Here is a 22,439-nt window from a genome sequence, read left to right as displayed (position 1 = left end):
CTCCTCGCCGGGTCGGGCCGGGGCCGTTGCCGTGCAGAGTCCTGCGGGGCCGGTTCCGCCGCCCCGGCCGACGGGACGCCACGGAGCCCCGGTCGCCGACTCGTCCGACGGTGCGCACGCGCCTGAACCCTCCTCGGTCATCTCCCGTGCCCCGCCGCGCAGTTGCCGACGGCCGGTTTCCTCCCGGCGCGGCGGGGGACCCGTTCCGACGGCCCGGAGTCATCGATCGGGCCGTACACGACGGACCGGGCGCGCGGGACGCGGCCGGAGGCAGAAAGGACGAGAGACAGCCATGACCGCGGACAACGGCACCAGGAGCACCACGCGACCGGAGACGGGATGGGCGAAGGCCCGGCACGGGCGGCGGACGGCCCCGCGGACCTGTGTTCCGGCGAGGGCCGCCGAGACGGCCCGGTGGGACCGTGGCGCCGCGGAGGGGAACATCGTCCGGGGCGAGGACTGAGGGAGCGTCAACACGGTCCGGGCGAGCGGGCGTTCGGCGTCGCGGTGCTTGCGTACGGTCGCCGCCGCGTGAATTTGGGTGCGAGCCGGTCGCGCCCGCTTCCGAGCCGGTCGCGCCCGTCTCCGAGCCGGTCGCGCCCGTCGCCGAGCCGGTCGCGCGCGTCGCCGAGCGGCCGTGCGCCTCAGGGCGCCCTGTCCGTCTCCGAGCGCAGCCGGCGGACCTCGTCCTCCGGCGGACGCCGCTGTCCCTCGTCCACGAGGCGTTCGGGGATGTCGTCCTCGGGCAGCAGGCGGCCGGTCGTCCCCTCCGCGGGATCGGGGCCGTCGTCGTCGCCGACGTGCTCGACGATCATGTCGTGCTCGGCGTCGTCGTGGGCGCCCACGTCGAGGGCCAGAAGGTGTTCCGCGGGGTCCTCCGCACCGACCTCGTCGTCCGGGAGCCCCACGTCCTCGTCCGCCAGATCGGACCCGCCGTCGTCCTCGTCCATGTCCTGGAGGGCAGGGTCCAGACGTTCCTCGGCCAGCTTCTCGTCCAGGCTCTCCCCCTCGCGCTGCTCACGCACGGTGGTGCCCCGGTGGTTCACCGCGAGTGGGCGCTCGGGCGGCGACCACCCCTCGTCGAACGGGTCCGAGCCCCGGTACTCCAGGGTGTCCTCCGGATCGAGGATGCCCTCGTCCTCGCGGATGTCAGGACCTCCCGGCTGGTAGACCTCATCGCCCATGACGTCGTCCTCGCTCTGGCTGCCCGATTCGGGCACGACGCTCCGGACGGATCCGAGTGTCATCGGCCCATGACTCCAGGCTCGCCCAGCCCGGCGGTTCCGGCATGCCGGAACCGCATGCGAACACGGAGCGTCACCGTATCCGGAACAGGGATTCTCGGATGTCCACGTTTGACCCCGGCGTGACGGGTCACCCGGTGTCTCGACAGACACTCGAAGCCGACCGTGATGGGGAAGTGAGACATCGTGAGTGGCGAGCAGAAGGCCAAGGCCAAGATGGAACAGGCCAAGGGCAAGACCAAGGAGGCGGCCGGGCGCGCCGTCGGCAACGAGCGGATGACCGCCGAGGGCCGGGCCGAGAAGGCCAAGGGTGACAGCCGGCAGGCCAAGGAGAAGATGAAGGACGTCTTCAAGGGCTGAACCGCCCGACCCGGCCGTACCCGCCGACTTGGCCCCAAAGGCTGCGGCAGCCGCGACGGCCGCGCACTCGGGAGACCGGCCGGGCGACCAGGGGCAGCTCAGGCCCCGGTGGCCGGTAGGGCCGTCGTCCCGAGCCCACGTGGGGCCCGCTCCGGGGAGCGGGCCCCACGGCTGCGCCCGGAGGTGCCCGGCCCGACGCGCCTTGACGCGCTGCCCGGACGGTCGCCGGCCCGACGCGCTGCCGGGACGGTCCCTGGCCAGACGCGCTGCCCGGACGGTCCCTGGCCAGACGCACAGTCCGGAGGTGCCCGGCCCGACGCACCGCCCGCACGGCCCCCCGGCCCGACGCGCCGCCCGCAAGGGCCCGCGGCCAGGTGACACCGGTGCCGGAACCGAGCCGAGCCGTCCATGATCTCGAGTTGCCGCACGCCCCCATGGACCGACGATGGTGGGGGCGGCGGAGAGGAGTCCCCGGCGTGGAAGCCGACGCGCGGGCAGAGGGACCGGCGGGCCCGGCGCAGGGGCCGGCCGAGGGCGCCGATCCACGGCGGTGGCGCGCCCTGTGGGTCACGCTGACCGCGGGCTTCATGAGCCTGCTCGACGTCACCATCGTCGCCGTCGCCCTGCCGTCGATGCAGCGGGCCCTGCACGCCTCCGCCCCCTCGATCCAGTGGGTCGTCTCTGGCTACGCCCTCACCTTCGCCCTCGTCCTCGTCACGGCCGGACGCGTCGGCGACGCCATCGGCCGGCGCCGGATCTTCCTGCTCGCCCTCGCCGCCTTCGTCCTGTGCAGCGCCGCGGCCGGCGCCGCGCCGACGATCACGCTCCTGATCGTGGCCCGGCTGGCCCAGGGCATGGCCGCGGGATGCCTGGCCCCCCAGAACTCCGCCCTCATCCAGCAGATGTTCCGGGGAGCCGAGCGGGGGCGGGCGTTCGGCCTCTTCGGTGCCACCGTCGGCATCTCCAGCGCGGTGGGTCCGGTGATCGGCGGCCTGATCCTGATGCTCGCCGACGGTCCCGAGGGCTGGCGCTGGATCTTCTACGTGAACGCCCCGGTCGGCGCCGTCGCCTTCCTGCTCGGGCTGCGGCTGCTGCCCAAGGTCGCGCCGCGCCGCCGCGAGCGGCTCGATCTGCGGGGCGTCGCGCTGCTCGGATGCGGGGTCCTGGCGCTGATGCTGCCCCTCATCCTGGCCGAGTCGGGCGGTGTCCGCAGGCTGTGGTGGCTGTTCCCGGCGGGGCTCGGGCTCCTCGTGGTGTTCGCCCGGTGGGAGCGGCGCCTGACCGCGGCCGGCGGGCAGCCGCTCCTCGATCCCCGCCTGGTCACCGGCACCCGGGGCTACGCCGCCGGGGCGGCCATCGGCGCCCTGTACTTCGTGGGGTTCGGCGGGGTGTGGCTGGTGTTCGCGCTGTACTTCCAGAACGGGGAGGGCTACTCCCCGCTGCGTTCGGGGCTCGCGGTGACGCCCTTCGCCATCGGTTCGGCCGCGGCGGCCGTGGTGGCCGGACGGCTCGTGGAGCGGCTGGGCCGGCTGCTGACGGTCTGCGGTCTCGTCGCCGTCGCCGTGGGTCTCGGCGCGGCCGTGCTGGTCCTGCGCCTCGCTCGCGGGGAGCAGGTCCTTTGGTTCGCGGCTCCGGCCCTGTTCGTCGGGGGCGTGGGCAGCGGGTGTGTCATCTCGCCGAACGTCACGATGACGCTCCGGGACGTGCCGGTGCGGATGGCGGGCGCGGCCGGGGGCGCCCTGCAGACGGCCCAGCGGCTGGGCGGCGCCGTGGGCACGGCGGCGCTGCCCGGGCTGTTCTACGTGGTCCTGGGCACGGACGGGCACGACTTCCGCTCGGCGATGGCGATCTCCGTCGGCTCCGGGATCGCGGCCGTCCTGTGCGCCCTCGGCCTCGCGGTCCACGACTGGCGGCGGGACGTCGATCCGGGCCCTTCGGGGCCCCCGTCGGGCCGGGCCCAGGGCCCCTCACACGCGCGCCGGCCCTGAGGCCCCGATCGGGCCGGGCTCACAGCTGACTCACAGCGGCCGAAAGGTTTCGGGGAAGCGGCGAACGCGCAGCGTGCCATGGTCAGTTCAAGCCGATGTCTTGACGTCTTCATGACAAGACCATCCGGATGATGTCACTCTGCTGTCGGACCATCACGCTTCGTCCACACATCCTCCTCCGCGTCTTCGTGCGGCATTTCGCGCTGCCCCCGCACGCCCCGCCGGCCCTCCGACCCCCGTGACCGGCCGCACCCCGCCGGTCCCGGACGCCCGGGGCTCCACCCGGGCCCACCCCCCGCAGAAGGAGATGGCATTGAACCGGCAGAACCCCTCCGCCAGCCCACACCACCCCTCCGCCCGCCGGCGCAGACGTGCCGCCGTCCTCGCCCTCACCGCCGCGACCTCGTTACTGGCCCTGGCCGTCCGGCCGGGTTCCGCCTCCGCCGCCTCCGCGGACCTCACCACCGCGCGGCCGGTGACGGAGGTCGCCGCCCAGGGGCACACGGTTCCCGCCCGGGCCGTCACCCGGATCGCCGCCGAGCCCCGGCACGGCGCGCTCCCGGCCCCCCTGTCGCCCGCCCGGCGAGCCGCCCTCGTCGCGGGCGCCCGCTCGGCGGCCGGTGCCACCGCCGAGCGGCTCGGCCTCGGTGCCCGGGAGCGGCTCGTCGTGCGGGACGTCGCCCGGGACGAGGACGGCACGACCCACACGCGCTACGAGCGCACCTACGCGGGACTGCCCGTCCTCGGCGGCGACCTGGTCGTGCACCGGAGGGACGGCCGGGACACGGTGTCCGAGGCGAGCGGGGCCGCCCTCCGCCTGCCGGGCGTCACGCCCGGGATCCCCGCCCGCGTCGCCACGGCCAAGGCCCTCGCGGTGAGCCGGAAGGAGTCCGTCACCCGGTCCCGCGCCGACGGAGCGCCCCGGCTCGTCGTCTGGGCCTCGGACGCCCGCCCGGTCCTGGCGTGGGAGTCCGTGATCGACGGCGTCCGCCGTGACGGCACGCCCAGCGAGCTCCATGTCATCACCGACGCGTCCTCCGGCAAGACCGCCTCCCGGTACGAGGCCGTCGAGACGGGCACGGGAACCGGCCAGTACGTGGGCACGGTGCCGCTCTCCACCACCCCTTCCGGATCGTCGTACCAACTGGTCGACGGCGACCGCGCCGGCCACCGCACCTACGACCTCAACCAGGGGACCTCAGGCACCGGAACCCTGTTCACGGACGACAACGATGTCTGGGGCAACGGCGCCCAGAGCGACCGACAGACCGCCGGTGTCGACGTCGCCTACGGAGCGGCGGCGACCTGGGACTACTACAAGGACGTCTTCGGCCGCAACGGGATCCGCAACGACGGGGTCGCCGCCTACAGCCGGGCGCACTACGGCAACAACTATGTCAACGCCTTCTGGCAGGACAGCTGCTTCTGCATGACCTACGGCGACGGCGCGAGCAACACGCATCCGCTGACCGCCCTGGACGTCGCCGCCCACGAGATGAGCCACGGCGTGACCGCGGCCACCGCCAATCTCGCCTACTCGGGTGAGTCGGGCGGCCTCAACGAGGCGACCTCGGACATCTTCGCCGCGGCGGTCGAGTTCCACGAGAACCTCGCGGCCGACGTCCCCGACTACCTGGTCGGCGAGAAGATCGACATCCGCGGCAACGGCACCCCGCTGCGCTACATGGACAAGCCCTCCCGCGACGGCTCCTCCCGCGACGACTGGGACTCCTCCCTGGGCGGTCTCGACGTCCACTACTCCTCGGGTCCCGCGAACCACTTCTTCTACCTGCTCTCCGAGGGCAGCGGCGCGAAGACCGTGAACGGGGTGTCGTACGACAGCCCGACCCACGACGGCCTGCCGGTGACCGGCATCGGCATCGAGAACGCCGCCCGGATCTGGTACCGCGCGCTGACGACGTACATGACCTCCACGACCGACTACCACGGCGCCCGGACGGCGACGCTGCGGGCGGCGGGCGACCTCTTCGGGCAGTACAGCCCCACCTATCTCGCCGTCGCCGACGCCTGGGCCGGCATCAACGTCGGCGACCGGATCGCCCTCGGGGTCAACGTCGCCCCGGTCGGCGACCAGACCTCCGGAGTCGGACAGGAGGTCTCCCTCCAGGTGGACGCGTACACCACCAACACCGGCGCGACCCTCACCTACACGGCCACCGGGCTGCCCGAGGGCCTGGCCATCGGTGACACCGGACTGATCTCCGGAACCCCCGTCACCCCCGGCACCAGCGACACGACGGTCACCGTGACCGACAGCACCGGGGCGTCCGTGTCCGCGGCCTTCCACTGGCGGATCGCCTACGTCTACGCCAACGGCACGCGCGTGGACATCCCCGACCTCGGCCCGGCGGTCGAATCGCCGATCACCATCACGGGCCGGCCGGGCAACGCCTCGGCGGCCACCGAGGTCTACGTCGACATCGTCCACACCTATCGCGGTGATCTGACGGTGGATCTGGTCGGCCCCGACGGCACCGTGTACTCCCTGCTCAACCGCAGCGGGGGCTCGGCCGACAACGTGGACCAGACGTTCGTCGTGGACGCCTCCGCGCAGCCCGTCGAGGGCACCTGGAAGCTGCGCGTGCGCGACCTCGCCTCGATCGACGTCGGCTACATCCGGCAGTGGAGGATCACGCCCTGACCCGGAACTGAACCCGTCCCGTCCGGACCGCCGCAGCGGTCCGGACGGCCGCCGTCCGCAACCGAACGGCCGCGGGCGTCCCGTCCCCCTCGTAGAGGGCGGCGGGCGCCCGCGGCCGTTCGGCGTGTTCAAGCCTTGACGGATCCGGGGTGCGGTCCGCCCGCCGGCCACCCCCCACTTGCAGGTCACGGCCCCGGATGCGCCCGCCAACCCGGCTCCCGGGCACACGAGTTGAAGAAACTCGTGTCACGGGACTTGCCACCCTGATGGTTCATTACTTAAATCAAAGCGTGAACTAAGCGAGCCGGAAGGCCGGTTCACGTTTCTCCCCTCGTAAGCGGCTGTTCCCTCAGTCGCTCAACAAGTGTGTCCACTCCGCTCGTCACCCCACCCGCATGGAGTAACGGCATGAAACTCAGAACCCTGGGTGTCGCGCTGGCCGCAATGGCCGCGCTCGTCACCCTGCCCTTGCAGCAGAGACCGGCCGCCGCGGCCGATCTCCCGCTGTCCCAGGGCAAGACGGCCACGTCCTCCTCGGACGAGAACGGCGGCACCCCGGCCGCCTACGCCGTCGACGGCAACACCGCCACCCGCTGGTCGTCGGCCGCGACGGACAGCCAGTGGCTCCAGGTCGACCTCGGCTCCTCGGCCACGATCACCAAGGTCGTGCTCAACTGGGAGACCGCGTACGGCAGCGACTACCGCATCCAGACGTCCGCGGACGGCAGCACCTGGACCGACGTCAAGACCGTGACCGGCGGCGACGGGGGCACCGACAGCCTCGACGTCTCCGGCCAGGGCCGCTACGTCCGGATGTACGGCGTCCACCGCGCCACTCAGTACGGCTACTCCCTCTGGGAGTTCCAGGTGTTCGGGACCGCCGGCACCACCACGCCCGGCACCTGTGACACCGCCAACGCGGCGCAGGGCAAGGCGGCCACCGCCTCCTCCAGCGAGAACGCGGCGAACTCCGCGTCGGCCGCCTTCGACGGCAACACCGCCACCCGCTGGTCCAGCGCCTTCTCCGACCCGCAGTGGGTCCAGGTCGACCTGGGTGCGTCCAGCGACCTGTGCCGGGTCGACCTCAACTGGGAGGCCGCGTACGGCAAGGCGTTCCAGATCCAGTCCTCCACGGACGGCCAGAACTGGACGGTTCTCAAGAGCGTCACGGACGGCACCGGGGGCACCGCCTCCTACGACGTCTCCGGCAAGGGCCGCTACGTACGCATCTACGGGACGACCCGCGGCACCGCGTACGGGTACTCACTGTGGGAGGTCGCCGTCCACACCGGAACGGGTACCAGCACCCCGCCCGTTCAGGGCGGCGGGGACCTCGGGCCCAACGTCATCGTCGTCGACCCCTCGACGCCCGATCTGCAGGGCAAGTTCGACCAGGTCTTCGCCCAGCAGGAGTCGAACCAGTTCGGCACCGGCCGCTACCAGTTCCTGATGAAGCCCGGCACCTACAACGGCATCAACGCCCAGGTCGGCTTCTACACCTCGGTCTCGGGCCTCGGCCTGAACCCCGACGACACCCACATCAACGGCGACATCACCGTGGACGCGGGCTGGTTCAACGGCAACGCCACCCAGAACTTCTGGCGTTCGGCGGAGAACCTGTCGATCACGCCGTCCAACGGCACCGACCGCTGGGCCGTCGCCCAGGCGGCCCCGTTCCGCCGCATCCACGTCCAGGGCGGGCTCAACCTGGCCCCGAACGGCTACGGCTGGGCCTCCGGCGGCTACATCGCCGACTCCAAGATCGACGGAACCGTCGGCCCGTACTCGCAGCAGCAGTGGTACACCCGTGACAGCTCCGTCGGCGGCTGGACCAACGGCGTCTGGAACATGACCTTCACGGGCGTCCAGGGAGCGCCGACGACGAACTTCGACTCCGGCCCGTACACCACCCTGGACACCACCCCGGTCTCCCGCGAGAAGCCCTACCTCTACCTGGACGGCAGCACCTACAAGGTGTTCGTGCCCTCCAAGCGCACCAACGCACGCGGTGTGTCCTGGCCGAACACGGCCGGTACGTCCCTGCCGCTCGACCAGTTCTACGTCGTCAAGTCCGGTGCCACCGCGGCGACCATCAACGCGGCCCTCGCCCAGGGGCTCAACCTGCTGTTCACCCCCGGCGTCTACCACCTCGACCAGACGATCAACGTGACCCGGGCCAACACGGTCGTCCTGGGTCTCGGCCTCGCGACGATCGTGCCGGACAACGGCATCGACGCGATGCACGTGGCCGACGTGGACGGCGTCAGGCTCGCCGGATTCCTCATCGACGCCGGGCGTTCCAATTCGAACACCCTGCTGCAGATCGGCCCTTCGGGTTCCTCCGCGGACCACTCGGCCAACCCCACCACCATGCAGGACGTGTTCGTGCGCATCGGCGGCGCGGGCCCCGGCCTCGCCACCAACTCGGTCGTGGTCAACAGCGACGACGTCGTGATCGACCACACCTGGCTGTGGCGCGCCGACCACGGCGAGGGAGTCGGCTGGGACACCAACCGCGCCGACTACGGCCTCGTGGTCAACGGCGACGACGTCCTGGCCACCGGCCTGTTCGTCGAGCACTTCAACAAGTACGACGTGCTGTGGAACGGCGAGAACGGACGCACGATCTTCTTCCAGAACGAGAAGGCGTACGACGTGCCGAACGCCGCCGCCGTCACCCACGACGGCATCGTCGGATACGCGGCCTACAAGGTCGCCGACTCCGTCTCCACGCACGAGGCATGGGGCCTGGGAAGCTACTGCAACTTCACCTCGGACCCGTCGATCGTCCAGGCGCACGGCTTCCAGGTCCCGGTGAAGACCGGGGTCAAGATGCACGACATCCTGGTGATCTCGCTGGGTGGCAAGGGACAGTACGCCCACGTGATCAACAACACCGGCGCGCCCACCTCGGGCACGGACACCGTCCCGTCCAAGGTCACGCAGTTCCCGTGATCCCCGACGGCGCCGGCTGAGCGTCACACGGGTGCCGGTGCTCCCCCTGGTCCGGGGGAGCACCGGCACCCTCCCGCGTCAGCGGGCCGGGACGTCGTGGGTCCGGGGCGTCTCGCGGTCGGGCGGCCCCGCCGGTTCCACCCCGGCCGCGTGGGCGAGGAGGCGACGGGCCAGTTCACGGGCCTCGGCGGGGGTGAGCGAGGCCCACACCCCGTGCTCGTCGCCCTGGTCGGGACCGACGTCCAGCGTCACACGGCCGATCCCGCGGCCGGGCGTGGGCAGCGTCAGTTCCTTCACGGAGATCCTGCGGCCGCAGGACGTCACCAGGGGCAACTCGCCCGCCCGTAGCCGTCGTTGTCCGGACGCCGTCATCGCTCTCACGCCTTTCCACGAGCAGAACCGCCGGTGGGTCCACCGCACCGGGTGGAACTCCGCGCTCCGGCATCTGCCGGACTGTTCACGTCAGCGTCGACTGGTACGGGTTTGTTCCCGGCCGACGGCCCGGCGCGGCCCGGTCCGCGGTGTGGGCGCCGTGCGTCAGCGGTTCGCGGTGCCCTTGGTCCGCAGGGCCCCGAGACGCTCCAGCAGCAGGCCCTCCCTGGTGGACCAGGGGGAGATCTCCACCGCCGTGGCCCGGCAGGCCTCCATCAGTGCTTCGGCGACCAGCGCCCCGGCCAGCGACTGTCCGGCCCGGTGCCGTGAGATGCCGGGCAGCCGGCCGCGGCCCGCGGAGCCGTTCCTGGCGAGCACGTCCACCGCGGCCCGTACCTCGTCGAGGGTCAGCCGCTGCGGGGTCCGGGACCGGTCGCGGTCCCCGGAGGTATAGCGGGCGAGCTGGGTGAAGGTCTTGGAGCAGGCGAGCACACGCCCGTCGGGATCGGCGTGCGGCAGGTCGGGCACCTCGGCGAGGCGCCGGCCCAGATGGTCGCGCACCTCGGCGAGCCGCCGCTTCGAGGACACGGCCTCGTCGAGCTTCCAGGCGCGGGTGACCGTCCGGGCGCCCAGCGGCAGGGAGTGGGCGGTCCGGGGCCGCCGGGACGTACCGGACGCGACCTCCACGGTCCCGCCGCCGATGTCGAGCACCAGCAGCGGACCGGACTCGTGGCGCGCCCAGTGGTGTGCGGCCACATAGGCCAGCCGGGCCTCCTCCTCGCCGGACATCACCCGCAGCCGGGTGCCGGTGGCGCTGGCCACCTGGGCGAGGACCTCGTCGCGGTTCGGCGCGTCGCGGATCACCGACGTGGCGAACGCGTAGACCTCCGGCAGGTCCCCCCGGTTCTCGGCAAGCGTCTCGGCCACGGCCCGCTGCACACTGCGCACGCCCGACTTGCCCAGCCGGCCCGTCGCGTCCAGCGTCTCGTGCAACTGGAGCCGTACCTTTCGGGACAGCACCTCCTCCATGGCGACACCGGCGCGGCGCCGCGCCACGGTGAGCAGAGCGCTGTGACACCCGACGTCTAGTACACCCGCCTGTCGCACTGTGTTAACCACCCGTTTCCCTGTCGACGGCGATCCGCGAACGCACCATTGTCCCGCAAGGCGGGCGTTGTGACGCGACACGATTTCGTTTCGGCTCGTCAGGCACCCTTCGGGGCGTCAGGGAGCCGCCGTGCGACGGCCGGAGGGCACGCCCGGCACGCTGCGGTGTGTCCGCCGTCACAGCGGCGGGGGAGCCGGCGTCAGGACGCCGAGGGACTCAGATCGATGTCCGGCGTGTCGGCCAGCGCCACCACGGCGGTGATCCGTTTGCCGACCGGTTCGCGGCGCACCTCGAACGCGTGGCACAGGGCCATGACGATCTCCAGCCCGTGCTGGCCGACACGGCCCGCGTCGGCGGCGCGCGCCACCGGAAGGGTCGGGTCGGAGTCCCAGACCGTCGCCCGCACGCTGCCCCGCTCGACCTCCAGGGACAACAGACAGGGGCCGCCCGCGTACTTGACCGCGTTGGTCACCAGTTCGCTGACGACCAGCGGGACCGTGCCCATGACCCGGGTCGAGACGGGCAGCCCGGCGACCGCCTGCACCCGCGTCAGGAAGTCCCGGGTGAAGGCCCGCGCCTCGGCGATGCACACGGAGTCACCGTCGTACGCGACCGAGGCCTCGATCAGCGCACCCCGCCGTCCCTGCTGTTCCGCTTCGCTCACCGGCATGCCCACACGATCCGTTCCGCGTCCACCTCTTCGACGTTCGCCGTCTGCCCCGGAAATCCGGCTTCACTCCTCCCGGCGGAGTGATCGTCCCCGCGGACCCGAAGCCGGCCCCCGGCGAGGTCAGGCGTCGGCGACCGTCACGGTGACCGGGGTGCCGGCCTCGATCGTGCGGCTGACCGTGCAGAGCCGGTCGTGCGAGGTCTTGACCGCGCGGGGGAGGATGGCGCGGGCGCGGTCCCCGGACTCGCCGTCCGGGAACGTCACGGTGAAGGTGACCGCGAGACCGGTCATCCGGTTCCCCTCCTCGTCACCGATCTTGTCGCCGGTGACCGTGAGGGAGAACCGCGTGGGCTCCGTGTGACGGCTGGTCGCGACGTCGACGTCGGCCGCGGTGCAGCCCCCGATGGCGGCGAGCAGCAGCTCGACCGGGGTGAACTCGGCGTCCCCGGTCGTCCCGAAGGCGATCGTCCCGCCGCGTTCGTTGGTCGCGGTGAAGTGCCCGGTCGCGGTCCGCTCGACGGTGACGCGGCGCAAGGTGTCGTCAGTCATACCGCCGACCCTAAGCGTGCCCCGCGCCGCCCGCCTCGGGGGACCACGGCGTCAGGCCGGCGGGTTGGGGCGCACGACACCGAGGTCGTAGGCGAGGATGACCGCCTGGACACGGTCGCGGACGCCCACCTTCGCCAGCACACGGCCCACATGGGTCTTGACCGTCGACTCCGCCACGACGAGGCGCTCGGCGATCTCGTTGTTGCTCCAGCCCTCGCCGATGGCGACGAAGATCTCGTACTCGCGCTCGGTGAGGGCCCGGACGCGGGGGTCGTCCACGGGTCTGCTGCCCGACGGATCGTGCGGGAGGTGCCGGGCGTAGGCGTCCAGGAGACGCCGGGTCAGGGCCGGGGCGATCACCGCGTCGCCCGCGGCGACCGCCCGGATGCCGGCGAGCAGCTCCTCCGGATGGGCGTCCTTGAGGAGGAAGCCGCTGGCGCCCGCGCGTAGCGCGGCGTACGCGTACTCGTCCAGGTCGAACGTGGTCAGGATCAGCACTCGGGAGCGGCCGCCGGAGGCGACCACCCGGCGGGTGGCCTCGATGCCGTCCATACCGGGCATCCGGACGTCCATGAGGATCACGTCCGGGCGGAGTTCGGCGGCCCTGCGGACGGCGTCGGCGCCGTGGGAGGCCTCGCCCACCACGTCGGTGTCCGGGGTGCTCTCCAGCAGCATCCGGAAGCCGAGGCGCTGGAGCGGCTGGTCGTCGACGATGAGCACACTGGTCACGCCGCACCGCCCGCCACGGCCGGCGGGGCGAGATCGGACCCGGCTGGCGGGGTGAGGTCGAGGGTGGCCCGCAGGGTCCAGCCCCCGTCCGGGCCGGGGCCGGCGGCCACCGTCCCGTCGTAGAGGCCCGCGCGTTCTCTCATGCCGGCGATCCCGTGTCCTTCGTCGTCGTGCGGCCGGGGACGGACGGTGCCGGTGCCCGGTCCGGTGTCGTGGACGTCGATGGTCAGCCGCGTCCCCTCGACGCCCACCGCGAGATCGACGCGGGTGTCGCGGCCCCCGTGCCTGAGCGCGTTGGTGAGCGCCTCCTGGACGATGCGGTACACGGCCAGCTGGACCCCGGGGTCCAGTGTGCGCAGGTCACCCTCGGAGCGGTGCACGACCCGCGGGCCGGCGGCCCGGATCCGCTCGCACAGGGCCTCGATGTCCCCGACGCCCGGCTGCGGGCTCAGTTCCGGTGCGCTGGGGGCCAGTGGCTGCTCGCGCAGGACGCCGAGCATGCGGCGCAGTTCGCCGAGTGCCTGCCGTCCGGTGTCGCCGATGAGCAGCAGGGCCTCCTTGCCGCGTTCGGGCGCGCGGTCGTTCGCGTACGCCCCGCCGTCGGCGAGGGTGATGATGACGGAGAGGTTGTGCCCGACGATGTCGTGCATCTCCCGGGCCACCCGGGTGCGTTCGGCGGCGGCGGCCAGTCTGCTGCGCTGGTCGCGTTCGACCTCCAGCCGGGTCGCCCGGTCGCGCAAGACGGAGAGCTGGGCGCGCCGGATCCGCACGGCCAGTCCGAGCGCGACGGCCGCCGTTATGGCGCTGAAGAGGAAGAACAGCGCGTCGAGCACGTGCACCCCGGTCGGGAGCCGTGCGGCGACGAGACCCAGGGCACCGGCCGTGACCGCGCAGGCCATGGGCAGCCGGCGCAGTTCCCCGTGCAGGACCAGGCTGTAGAGGGCGATCAGGACGGCGACGTCGGCGCGCAGCCAGACGCCCAGCGCCAGCTGGAGGACGAACACCGCGGTGATCACACCGAAGGCGGGGAAGGGCCGTCTGCGCCGCCACAGCAGCGGCAGCACCAGTCCGGCCTGCAGCGCGAGGGTGCCCGCCAGCGACAGGTGCGTGAACTCGGGGTCGAACGGATGGTGCCGGCGGTCCCCGTCGTGCACCAGGTCCGGCACGCAGAACAGGAGCGCGACGACGGCGGTCACCGCCGTGTCGAGGATCCACGGCCGGCGCCGGTCGCCCTGTTTGAGCCGGCGGCCGAGCCGGGACAGGGCACGGGCCAGCGGGTGGTTCCACGGCAGGTCCGCCTCCAGGAGGGGAGGGGGGTCCGTCGGCCCGCGCGGGGTGGTGTCGTCGAGGTTCATGGGAGTCACCGGTCCGCGTTCATGGGTCTCACCCGTCCATTGTGGGTCGGCCGCTCTGTCGTCGGTGCCCCCGTGTCCCCCGAAGCGGCACGGCACTCGGCCGGGTGGTCCGGTCGGGTGCCGCGCCGGCCGTCCCCCCGCCCCGCCTCGGCAAGGGAGGGGGAGGGGGACGGTGCCAGGCGCTCAGGCGCTCAGGCGCTCAGGCGTCCGTGCGGACGAGACGGTACGCGGCGCCCGCCAGGGCGAGCACCGTCCAGCCGAGGAAGACGGCCAGCCCGGCGCCGGGGGACAGCGAGGTGGCGTCGTGGGTCAGGGCGAACATCGACTCGCCCGCGTTGCTCGGCAGGTACGGGCTGATGTTGTCCTGCCACGAACTGGGCAGCAGCGAGATCAGACCGGGCACCAGCATCAGGGAGGCGACCAGTACGGAGATGCCGCCGGCCACCGAGCGCAGCAGGGCGCCCAGGGCGGTGCCGATCACGCCGACCAGACCGAGGTAGAGGCCCGCGCCGAACAGGCTCCGGACGACGCCGGAGTGGGACATCGTGAGGGCTGCGGGCGTGCCCGAGACGATCCCGCTGTCGATCGTGAACGCGACGAAGACGCCGGCGGTGGCGACCACGAGCGCGACCAGGCCGAACACGGAGGCCTTGGACCACAGGACCGGCAGCCGGCGCGGCACGGCGGCCAGCGTGGAGCGGATCATCCCGGTCGAGTACTCGCCCGCGGTGATCAGCACCCCGAGCACGCCGAGCGCGAGCTGCGCGAAGTTCGTACCGAACACCGAGAGGCTGAGCGCGGTGGCCGCGACGTCGTCCCGGTGCAGCGGACGTCCCGAGTCGAGCTCGGACTTGTAGTGCGCGGCGGCGATCACGCCGAAGGCGACGAGGAACAGCAGTCCGAGCCCGAGCGTGATCCAGGTGGAGCGCAGGGACCACAGCTTCGCCCACTCGGAACGCAGCACCCGGCGCCCGGTGACCTTGTACTCGGGACGGGCGGTCCGCGCGGGTGCCGGCGCGGGGCTGCCGGTGACGGTGACGGTGCTCATGCCGCCCTCCCGGGGGTCTCGACGGTGGCGGTGGCGTGGTACTCGACGGCGTCGCGGGTGAGGTCCATGAACGCCTCCTCGAGCGAGACGGTCCGGGAGCTGAGCTCGAAGAGCGGGATGCCGTGCTCGGCGGCCCTGAGGCCGATGGTCCGTGCGGTCAGACCGGTCACCTGGAGTTCCTCGGATCCCGAGGCGCCGGTGATCTCGACGCCGGGTCCGGCCAGGACCTCGCGCAGCCGTGCCGCCTGGTCGGACGCCACGGTGACGGTGTCACCGCCGGCCTGCCGGACCAGGTCCCGCACGGTGGTGTCGGCCAGCAGGCGTCCGCGTCCGACGACGATCAGATGGTCGGCGACCAGCGCCATCTCGCTCATCAGATGCGAGGAGACGAAGACGGTGCGGCCGTCCGCCGCGAGTCCGGTCAGCAGGTTGCGGATCCACAGCACGCCCTCGGGGTCGAGGCCGTTGACCGGTTCGTCGAGCATGACCGTCGCCGGGTCGCCGAGCAGGGCCGCGGCGATGCCGAGCCGCTGGCCCATGCCGAGGGAGAAGGCGCCCGCGCGCTTCTTCGCCACGGACTGCAGGCCGGTCAGCTCGATGACCGACTCCACCCGGCGGCGCGGAATGCCGTGGGTGTGGGCCTGGGCCATGAGGTGGTCGAAGGCGGAACGGCCCGGGTGGATCGACTTGGCCTCCAGCAGCGCGCCGACCTCCTGGAGCGGGGCGGTGTGCCGGGCGTAGGCCTTGCCGTTGACCGCGACGCTGCCGCCGGACGGCGCGTCCAGTCCGACGATCATGCGCATGGTGGTCGACTTGCCCGCGCCGTTGGGGCCCAGGAAGCCGGTGACGGTGCCGGGCTTGACGGTGAAGTCCAGCCGGTCCACCGCCGTCTTCTCCCCGTACCGCTTCGTCAGCTGATGTGCCTCGATCATCGAAGTTCCCTTGCTTTCGGGGGCAGGCCCCCCTCAGGACTGCTCACCCACCACGCTAGGAGACGACGATCACCGATCCGTGGTACCGCGGAGCCCGGTCCGGGTGCGCGGCGTAGTACCGCGGTATCACCCGGCTACGGCGCTCGGATGACGGGACCGGGGCCGCCGGCCGGTCAGGGTCGGGACATCCGGCCCCTGCGGCCGCCTCCGGGCCGGGATCAGCGGGCCCCGATCGGGCCCTCGGCGAACTGGCAGGGCTGACAATTGACAGAACCGGCGCCTGTGGTGAGGGTGTCACCATGCCAGAGAGAACCGAGGGGCCCGGTCTGCGCGAGCGGAAGAAGGAAGAGACCCGGCGCACGCTGCGCGAGGCCGCGGGACGGCTCTTCGCGGAGCGCGGGTTCGCACAGACGACGGTGGCCGACATCGCCGCCGGGGCGAACGTGTCGGAGCGGACGTTCTTCCGCTACTTCGACAGCAAGGAAGCCCTGCTCCTGCCGGACGGGATCGAGCTCTTCGCCCGCATAGAGGAGGCGTTCCTGGCCCGGCCGGACGACGACTCCCCGCTGGAGGCCGCCTGCGGTGCCATCACCGACGCGGTCTCCTACTTCGCCTCCAGCAGTCTGACCGCGCTCGCCCATCCGCTCGGCGAGATCCGCGAACAGGCGCGCGAGGGACTGTCCCGTCAGTTCCAGCAGTTCGAGGCCCGGCTGACCGCGCTCGTCCTCGAACGCCTCCCGGCCGACGAGCCGGACGCCGACCTCCGGGCGGCCGTCATCGCCAACTGCGCGCTGGGAGCCGCGCGCGCCGTCCTGCGGACCCTGCGCGACCGCCGTACGGCGGGAGTTCCCGTGGAGCCCGACCGTCTGCTCCCGCAGGCGTTCACCTTCCTGACCATGATCGGAGCCACCCCCTCGTGAGCCGTCGCCGTCGACTCGTCGTCACCGCCATATCCCTGACGGCCGTGGCCGCGGCGGCCACGGCCACCGACCTCGTCGTGGAACACCGGGTGGCGGGCCGGGTGGCGGACACCGCCCGGTGCCGCCTCGGCGCGACCAAAGGGGTGCAGGTCGACCTCGACGACACCCTGGCCGGACTCAAGGCACTCACCGGCACGGTCGGCGCCGTCCACGTCAGCGCCGAGGGGGTGCGCCGCCAGGGCACCGACATGGACGTCGACGTCCGGCTGCGGGACGTGTCGACCGGCGGTGCCACCTCGGGCGGGACCGCCACCGCCACCATCGCGTACGACGCCCTGGACCGGAGCGCCGGTGTGCGGGGCGGGTCGGACGGCCTGAAGACGGGCACGGACGGCACGCGTCTGACCCTCACGGGCGCGGCGGGAGCCGCCGGACTGCCCGTCACCGTGGTCACCACCCTGTCCACCACTGCCCACAGCCTGACCATCACGCCCGCGAGCGTCCGTGTGCTCGGCCGTGACGTTCCGGTGTCGACGCTCTCCGCGCTGCCGGGTTCCGGGGGGCTCGCCGCCAAGCTCAAACCGCGCACGGTCGACATCCGGAAGCTGCCCCGGGGCACCCGCCTCGTCGGCGCGCACGCCGAACCCGCGGGTCTCGTCCTGGACTTCGAGGTGGCGGCCACCGGGGCGCGGACGGCGGTACGGGCGGACGGCGCGGGTGCCTCCTGCGCCACCGGCGGCGGACAGGTGGACAGTTGACGGCCTGACGCCCGACGAGGCCGCTTGAACAAGGTAGTTGGGCGCCCGCCGGGTGCGGGGTGCGGCGTGCCGCGGGCGGGGTCCTGCGTCTGGGGCACCCCGGGGCAGGACCCCGGAAAGAAAAAAATGGCAGAGCTGACAATTGACGGCGCTGCCATCTTTCCGCTTGGGTTGTGGCAGTCCTGCCACTTCTCCTGGAGGCGCGGTGTCCCTACCCCCTGCCCCGCTGTCCCTGGCGCCTCTTCCCGTCGCGCCCCGGCCGTCCGCCCTGCACCGCACGGGCGCGTTCTGCGCCCGGCACTCCGTCTGGGTGATCGCCGCCTGGCTGCTCGTCCTGGTGGCCGCGTTCGCGGGCCGGCACGCGGTCGGGGCGACCTTCGGTGACGAGGTCACCCTCCCCGGCAGTCAGGCGAGCGCCGGCTCGGACCTGCTGAAGAAGTCCGACCCGGCGGCGGGCGCGCCCGGCGGGAAGGTCGTCTTCCATGTCGGCTCGGGCGCCGTCGCCGACCGCGCCGCCGCGCTGGAGGCGACGCTCGGCCGGCTGCGGGACCTGCCGCATGTCACCGCCGTCGCCGAGCCGGTGACCAGCACGGACGGCGCGACCGCGTACGCCGCGGTGTCCTTCGACCGGAAGCTCAAGTCGCTCGGCCACGATTACACCGAGCGGCTCGACGAGGCGACGGCTCCCGCCAGGGACGCCGGGATCGGCGTCGGCTACGGAGGAGACCTGCACGACATCGTGCGCGCCCCCGCGAACGACGTCGCGGCCGAGGCCGCCGGTGTCGGCGCCGCGCTGATCGTGCTGCTGCTCGCCTTCGGCAGCGTCGCCGCCGCCCTGATGCCCCTGGTCACGGCCCTGATCGGCGTCGGTGTCGGCCTCGGTGTGGTCGGCATCGTCGCCGGCACCCTGACCTTCGCCACCTCGGCGCCCACCCTGGCCACCATGATCGGGCTCGGGGTGGGCATCGACTACGCGCTCTTCCTCATCACGCGCTTCCGTCAGTACCTGATCGACGGCGACGATCCCCGTACGGCGGTCGGCCGCACGACCGCCGCCAGCGGAAAGGCCGTTCTGGTCGCCGCCGGCACCGTCGCCGTCGCGCTGCTCAGCCTGTACGCCTGCGGTCTGACGATGATCGGGCGGCTGGGGCTCGCCGCCACCGTCGCCGTGGTCGTCACCGCCGCCGCGGCGCTCACCCTGGTGCCCGCGGCCATGGGGCTCGTGGGGCGACGGGTCGACGTCCTCAGGGTCCGCCGCCGGCCGGTCGCCGAGAGCGCCGGCGACCACGACGGATGGCACCGCTACGCCCGCCTGGTCGCCCGGCGTCCCTGGACCTTCTTCACCGCCGGATTCGTCCTCCTGGCCGTGTGCGCGACACCGCTGTTCTCGCTGCGTCTCGGGCACATCGACGACGGCGCGGATCCGGCGGGGAGCACCACCCGCCAGGCCTACGACTGGATCGCCGACGCCGACGGTCCCGGCTTCGGGCCGGGCGCCAACGGCCCGTTCACCCTGGTCGTCGACCTCGCCCACGCGACCCTCCCCGCCGACCGGGTCGCGGCCCGCCTCACCGGCGACCTGCCGAAGACCCACGGCGTCGCCCACGTCACGCCACCGGTGACCAGCGCCGACGGCGAGGTCCTCGTCACCACGGTCGTCCCCTCCACCGGCCCTCAATCCGCCGAAACGGGCGCCCTGTTCGCCACGCTCACCGACACGGCCGTGCCGGCGGCCCTCCACGGCACGGGCGCGACGGGGCACTTGACCGGAAGCACCGCGGGCCAGCTCGAGTTCCGCGACACCGTCACCGGACGCCTGCCCCTCATCATCGGCATCGTGCTGGTCGCCGCGTTCCTGCTGCTGACGGTCGTGTTCCGGAGCCTGGTGATCCCGCTCAAGGCGGTCGTCCTGAACCTGCTCACGACCGGGGCCTCGTACGGTGTCCTGGTCGCGGTCTTCCAGTGGGGCTGGGGCGACCGGCTGCTCGGCATGAGCGAGCCCGTGCCGATCGAGTCCTACGTCCCGATGATGATGTTCGCCATCGTCTTCGGCCTGTCGATGGACTACGAGATCTTCCTGCTCTCCCGCATCGCCGAGGAATGGCACGCCACCCGGGACAACGAGCGGGCGGTCGGCATCGGTCTCTCGCTCACCGGACGGGTCATCACCTGCGCCGCGCTCATCATGACGGCCGTGTTCCTGTCCTTCACGGGATCGCCGGCCGTCGTGGTGAAGATGCTCGCCCTCGGCCTCGCCGTCAGCGTGGTCCTCGACGCCACCGTCGTACGCCTCGTCCTGGTGCCGTCCCTCATGTTCCTCATGGGACGGGCGAACTGGTGGCTGCCCGCCTGGCTGGACCGCCGCCTGCCGCACACCACCGTGTGACGCCCCAGGGTCGCGGCGGGCGCGCGGGGGCCGGTCGGGCGGGTACGGCCCGACCGCGTCCCGGCTGCCCGTGGGGCGGCCGGGTCCGTCCGTGCGGCGGCCGGGCCCGCCCGTGCGGTGGTGCGTGGGGAGCGGCCGGGGAAGCGCCGATGTCGGGTCATGCCTCCGTGGTCGCTATCATCTGATAGTGCCCATTCGCTGACATTTGTTTCCTGTGTGGCCTCTGCTCCGGGGTGGTCGATGTCCCGCAAGCTGCCGACGACGGACGGCGGCGACGAGCTGCTAGCCCGGCTCGGATCGCTGACCGCCCAGGCGCGTGAACGCGCGGAGTTCCAGCGCTCGCAGGTCGAACTGGCCATCGCGCTCCAGCGCGGCATGCTCCCCGACGAGCTGCCCTCCGCCCCGGGATTCGACGTGGCCGTCCAGTACGCGCCGGCCTGCCACGGACTGAACGTGGGCGGGGACTGGTACGACGCCTTCACCCTGCCCGACGGGCGCATCGGCCTGTCCATAGGCGACGTACAGGGCCACAACATCGAGGCGGCCGCGTTCATGGGGCAGGTCAGGGTCGTCCTGCGGGCCCTCGCCTCCGTCGCCGGCGACCCCGGCGAGCTGTTGGAACGGACCAACGACCTGATCCTGTCCATCGGCTCCGACCTCTTCGCGACCTGCACCTTCATGCGGCTCGACCCGGCCACCGGCATGCTGGAGGGCGCCCGGGCCGGGCACATACCCTGCGTCTGGGCGTCGGCCGACGGGAAGTCCGGCGTCATCGAGGACGACGGCGGCCCCCCGCTCGGCATCGAGCCGGGGACGCGGTACCCGGTGACCCGGCACCGCCTCACCACCGGCGGCGTGATCGTCCTGCTGACCGACGGGGTCGTCGAGGGCCCGTCGATGCCCGTGGACGAGGGGCTCGACCAGGTCGTACGCCTCGCCGGGGTGGCCGCCGTGGCGGGTCTGTCGGCCGGTTCGCTGGCCTCCGCGGCGATCAAGGGCGCCGAGCGCGTGGGGCACGAGGACGACGCGGCCGTGCTCGTCGTCCGCCACGGCCCGCCCACCCTCCGGCTCCGCTGACGCCTCCGGCGCGGGACCCGGCCCGTGTCCGCGCGGGCGTCCGGTGACACCTCCGGCGCAGGTCCCCGGGACGCCACCGCTACGGGACCCGGGCTGATGCCCCGGCCGCCCCGCCGTGCGGCACGAGGGCGGTGCTCGCCTCGCCGACAGGGCCCCGGCGGTGTCTGATGGCTCTGTGGTGGCCACACGGGAGATGCGCCGACCCGCCGTCGTCGCTCTCCAGACGCTCGTGATCGCCGCCTGCTACTACGGAGCAGGGCGGCTGGGACTCATGCGGCGGCTCTCCGTCGAAGGAGCGGTCTTCACCCCCATCTGGCCGCCCACAGGCGTGGCCGTGGCCGCTCTGCTGCTCGTGGGGATCCGGGCGTGGCTCGGGATCGCGATCGGGGCCCTGCTGGTCGTCCTGTCCCTGTCCTCGTTCTCCTCGCTCGAGCCCTCCTCGGCGGGCATCGTCGCGGGCAACACCGTCGCGCCCGTCTGCGCCTACCTGCTGCTGCGCGCCGTGCACTTCCGCGACGACCTCGGCCGGTTCCGCGACGGACTGGCCCTCGTGTTCCTGGCGGCCCTCGGCGCCATGACGATCAGCGCGAGCGTGGACGTCGGCCTGCTCGTGGGCACCGGGAAACTCGCCCTGGACGACTTCTGGCCGGTCTGGCTGGCGTGGTGGGTGGGTGACGCGATGGGCGTCCTGATCGTCACCCCGGTCATCCTGATGCTGTACACGCTGCGCCCGCCGGTGAGCCTGACCCGGTGGAAGGAGGCCGCCATGATCCTCGTCGCCGCCGCCGTCCTGGTGCCGATCGCCACGCGCAGTTCCATCAGCATGCTGTTCCTGATCTACCCGCTGCTGATCTGGGCCGCCCTGCGGTTCGAGCTCCCGGGCAGCCTGGTGTGCGCCCTCTTCGCCTCCGTCATGGCCACCGTCGCGGCCACCGAGGGCGTCGGTCCGTTCCACCGGCTGAGCCACACCGAGGTCATGATCAAACTCCAGGCCTTCAACGGGACCATGGCCCTCACCGCCCTCCTCCTGTCCGCGGTCATCACCGAACAGCGCAACACCCGGCGCTCGGTGGAACTGGCCTGCCAGGAACTGGTGGAGGTCCTGGAGCATCTGACGGCCGGGAATCCCACGCCCCGACCGCCTCCGGCGCGTGAGGACGGCCGCGGCTGATCCCCCGGTGCCGCCGTCGCCCCGTTCCCGAGTGCCCGGACGCCCGCTCGAAGGGGTGCGGGCACCGCCGCGGGCCGCCCTCGGGCACGGTGCCGCCGCGGGGCCCGGTGGGGAAAGATGGGAGCACCAGCGATGAACCACCGATGCGGAGGTGC

The 22,439-nt window shown here is 72.7% G+C and carries 18 protein-coding genes; 9 read left to right on the top strand and 9 right to left on the bottom strand.

The features are described from left to right. Nucleotides 1-644: 644 nt before the first annotated feature. On the bottom strand, nt 645-1,247 hold the full coding sequence (locus IO36_RS07505) for a hypothetical protein (RefSeq protein ID WP_063764835.1): 603 nt from the start codon (nt 1,245-1,247) through the stop codon (nt 645-647). Between the two features lie 183 nt (nt 1,248-1,430). Between IO36_RS07505 and IO36_RS44235 the strand changes: the two genes are divergently transcribed. The 4 genes from IO36_RS44235 to IO36_RS07490 all read left to right on the top strand — a co-directional run bounded on the left by IO36_RS44235 (nt 1,431) and on the right by IO36_RS07490 (nt 9,209). After that, nucleotides 1,431-1,604, top strand: a complete 174-nt coding sequence (locus IO36_RS44235; RefSeq protein ID WP_078943057.1) for a CsbD family protein — start codon at nt 1,431-1,433, stop codon at nt 1,602-1,604. Between the two features lie 434 nt (nt 1,605-2,038). Further along, nucleotides 2,039-3,592 carry an MFS transporter gene (locus IO36_RS07500; RefSeq protein ID WP_078943056.1) on the top strand — a complete coding sequence of 518 codons (1,554 nt, stop codon included), beginning with the start codon at nt 2,039-2,041 and terminating at the stop codon, nt 3,590-3,592. Nucleotides 3,593-3,905: 313 nt separating this feature from the next. Continuing rightward, nucleotides 3,906-6,254, top strand: coding sequence for a M4 family metallopeptidase (locus IO36_RS07495; protein WP_037617486.1), 2,349 nt, complete (start codon nt 3,906-3,908; stop codon nt 6,252-6,254). A 408-nt stretch (nt 6,255-6,662) separates the two neighbouring features. Further along, nucleotides 6,663-9,209 carry a discoidin domain-containing protein gene (locus IO36_RS07490; RefSeq protein ID WP_037617484.1) on the top strand — a complete coding sequence of 849 codons (2,547 nt, stop codon included), beginning with the start codon at nt 6,663-6,665 and terminating at the stop codon, nt 9,207-9,209. A 78-nt stretch (nt 9,210-9,287) separates the two neighbouring features. Here IO36_RS07490 and IO36_RS07485 read toward each other — a convergent pair whose 3' ends face one another. From IO36_RS07485 to IO36_RS07450, 8 genes are all read right to left on the bottom strand, one after another. Continuing rightward, nucleotides 9,288-9,581 carry a hypothetical protein gene (locus tag IO36_RS07485; RefSeq protein WP_245173159.1) on the bottom strand — a complete coding sequence of 98 codons (294 nt, stop codon included), beginning with the start codon at nt 9,579-9,581 and terminating at the stop codon, nt 9,288-9,290. 165 nt (nt 9,582-9,746) lie between these two features. Continuing rightward, nucleotides 9,747-10,637, bottom strand: a complete 891-nt coding sequence (locus IO36_RS07480) for a Ppx/GppA phosphatase family protein (protein ID WP_280923717.1) — start codon at nt 10,635-10,637, stop codon at nt 9,747-9,749. A gap of 251 nt (nt 10,638-10,888) precedes the next feature. Further along, nucleotides 10,889-11,359, bottom strand: a complete 471-nt coding sequence (locus IO36_RS07475) for an ATP-binding protein (protein WP_051900133.1) — start codon at nt 11,357-11,359, stop codon at nt 10,889-10,891. Between the two features lie 120 nt (nt 11,360-11,479). Then, nucleotides 11,480-11,908 (bottom strand): OsmC family protein, encoded by a 429-nt coding sequence (locus tag IO36_RS07470; RefSeq protein WP_037617480.1) that lies wholly within the window; start codon nt 11,906-11,908, stop codon nt 11,480-11,482. Between the two features lie 51 nt (nt 11,909-11,959). Continuing rightward, nucleotides 11,960-12,637 carry a response regulator gene (locus IO36_RS07465; protein ID WP_037617478.1) on the bottom strand — a complete coding sequence of 226 codons (678 nt, stop codon included), beginning with the start codon at nt 12,635-12,637 and terminating at the stop codon, nt 11,960-11,962. After that, a complete protein-coding gene (locus IO36_RS07460; protein ID WP_051900131.1) occupies nt 12,634-13,992 on the bottom strand; it encodes a sensor histidine kinase in 1,359 nt (452 codons plus the stop codon). Before IO36_RS07460 ends, IO36_RS07465 begins: the two co-directional genes overlap by 4 nt. Before the next feature lie 199 nt (nt 13,993-14,191). After that, nucleotides 14,192-15,040, bottom strand: coding sequence for an ABC transporter permease (locus IO36_RS07455; RefSeq protein WP_037617475.1), 849 nt, complete (start codon nt 15,038-15,040; stop codon nt 14,192-14,194). Further along, nucleotides 15,037-15,972 (bottom strand): ABC transporter ATP-binding protein, encoded by a 936-nt coding sequence (locus IO36_RS07450; protein WP_037617473.1) that lies wholly within the window; start codon nt 15,970-15,972, stop codon nt 15,037-15,039. Before IO36_RS07450 ends, IO36_RS07455 begins: the two co-directional genes overlap by 4 nt. 299 nt (nt 15,973-16,271) lie before the next feature. Between IO36_RS07450 and IO36_RS07445 the strand changes: the two genes are divergently transcribed. The 5 genes from IO36_RS07445 to IO36_RS07425 all read left to right on the top strand — a co-directional run bounded on the left by IO36_RS07445 (nt 16,272) and on the right by IO36_RS07425 (nt 22,284). After that, nucleotides 16,272-16,892: a TetR/AcrR family transcriptional regulator gene (locus IO36_RS07445; protein ID WP_051900128.1), complete on the top strand. Its 621-nt coding sequence runs from the start codon at nt 16,272-16,274 to the stop codon at nt 16,890-16,892. Beyond that, the gene (locus IO36_RS07440) at nt 16,889-17,650 is read left to right on the top strand and encodes an LmeA family phospholipid-binding protein (protein WP_037617472.1); all 762 of its coding nucleotides are present in this window, start codon (nt 16,889-16,891) and stop codon (nt 17,648-17,650) included. The genes IO36_RS07445 and IO36_RS07440 overlap by 4 nt, the downstream gene beginning before the upstream one ends. A gap of 205 nt (nt 17,651-17,855) precedes the next feature. After that, on the top strand, nt 17,856-20,036 hold the full coding sequence (locus IO36_RS07435; RefSeq protein ID WP_245173158.1) for an MMPL family transporter: 2,181 nt from the start codon (nt 17,856-17,858) through the stop codon (nt 20,034-20,036). 240 nt (nt 20,037-20,276) lie between these two features. Further along, nucleotides 20,277-21,113 (top strand): PP2C family protein-serine/threonine phosphatase, encoded by an 837-nt coding sequence (locus IO36_RS07430; RefSeq protein ID WP_037617469.1) that lies wholly within the window; start codon nt 20,277-20,279, stop codon nt 21,111-21,113. A 175-nt stretch (nt 21,114-21,288) separates the two neighbouring features. Then, nucleotides 21,289-22,284: an MASE1 domain-containing protein gene (locus IO36_RS07425; protein ID WP_037617467.1), complete on the top strand. Its 996-nt coding sequence runs from the start codon at nt 21,289-21,291 to the stop codon at nt 22,282-22,284. The last annotated feature ends 155 nt before the right edge of the window (nt 22,285-22,439 follow it).

It is taken from the genome of Streptomyces aureus, assembly GCF_000725495.1.
Taxonomy (GTDB): domain Bacteria; phylum Actinomycetota; class Actinomycetes; order Streptomycetales; family Streptomycetaceae; genus Streptomyces; species Streptomyces aureus_B.
The sequence above is the reverse complement of the archived record's forward strand: the minus strand, read 5'-3'. Positions and strand labels throughout refer to the sequence as shown.

Excerpts from the sequence above, each read along its gene's own strand:
- IO36_RS07475 (WP_051900133.1), bottom strand. The coding sequence starts at position 11,359 with ATGCCGGTGAGCGAAGCGGAACAGCAGGGACGGCGGGGTGCGCTGATC.
- IO36_RS07470 (WP_037617480.1), bottom strand. The coding sequence starts at position 11,908 with ATGACTGACGACACCTTGCGCCGCGTCACCGTCGAGCGGACCGCGACC.
- IO36_RS07455 (WP_037617475.1), bottom strand. The coding sequence starts at position 15,040 with ATGAGCACCGTCACCGTCACCGGCAGCCCCGCGCCGGCACCCGCGCGG.
- IO36_RS07485 (WP_245173159.1), bottom strand. The coding sequence starts at position 9,581 with ATGACGGCGTCCGGACAACGACGGCTACGGGCGGGCGAGTTGCCCCTG.
- IO36_RS07450 (WP_037617473.1), bottom strand. The coding sequence starts at position 15,972 with ATGATCGAGGCACATCAGCTGACGAAGCGGTACGGGGAGAAGACGGCG.
- IO36_RS07445 (WP_051900128.1), top strand. The coding sequence starts at position 16,272 with ATGCCAGAGAGAACCGAGGGGCCCGGTCTGCGCGAGCGGAAGAAGGAA.
- IO36_RS07500 (WP_078943056.1), top strand. The coding sequence starts at position 2,039 with ATGGACCGACGATGGTGGGGGCGGCGGAGAGGAGTCCCCGGCGTGGAA.
- IO36_RS07430 (WP_037617469.1), top strand. The coding sequence starts at position 20,277 with ATGTCCCGCAAGCTGCCGACGACGGACGGCGGCGACGAGCTGCTAGCC.
- IO36_RS07490 (WP_037617484.1), top strand. The coding sequence starts at position 6,663 with ATGAAACTCAGAACCCTGGGTGTCGCGCTGGCCGCAATGGCCGCGCTC.
- IO36_RS07460 (WP_051900131.1), bottom strand. The coding sequence starts at position 13,992 with ATGAACCTCGACGACACCACCCCGCGCGGGCCGACGGACCCCCCTCCC.
- IO36_RS07505 (WP_063764835.1), bottom strand. The coding sequence starts at position 1,247 with ATGACACTCGGATCCGTCCGGAGCGTCGTGCCCGAATCGGGCAGCCAG.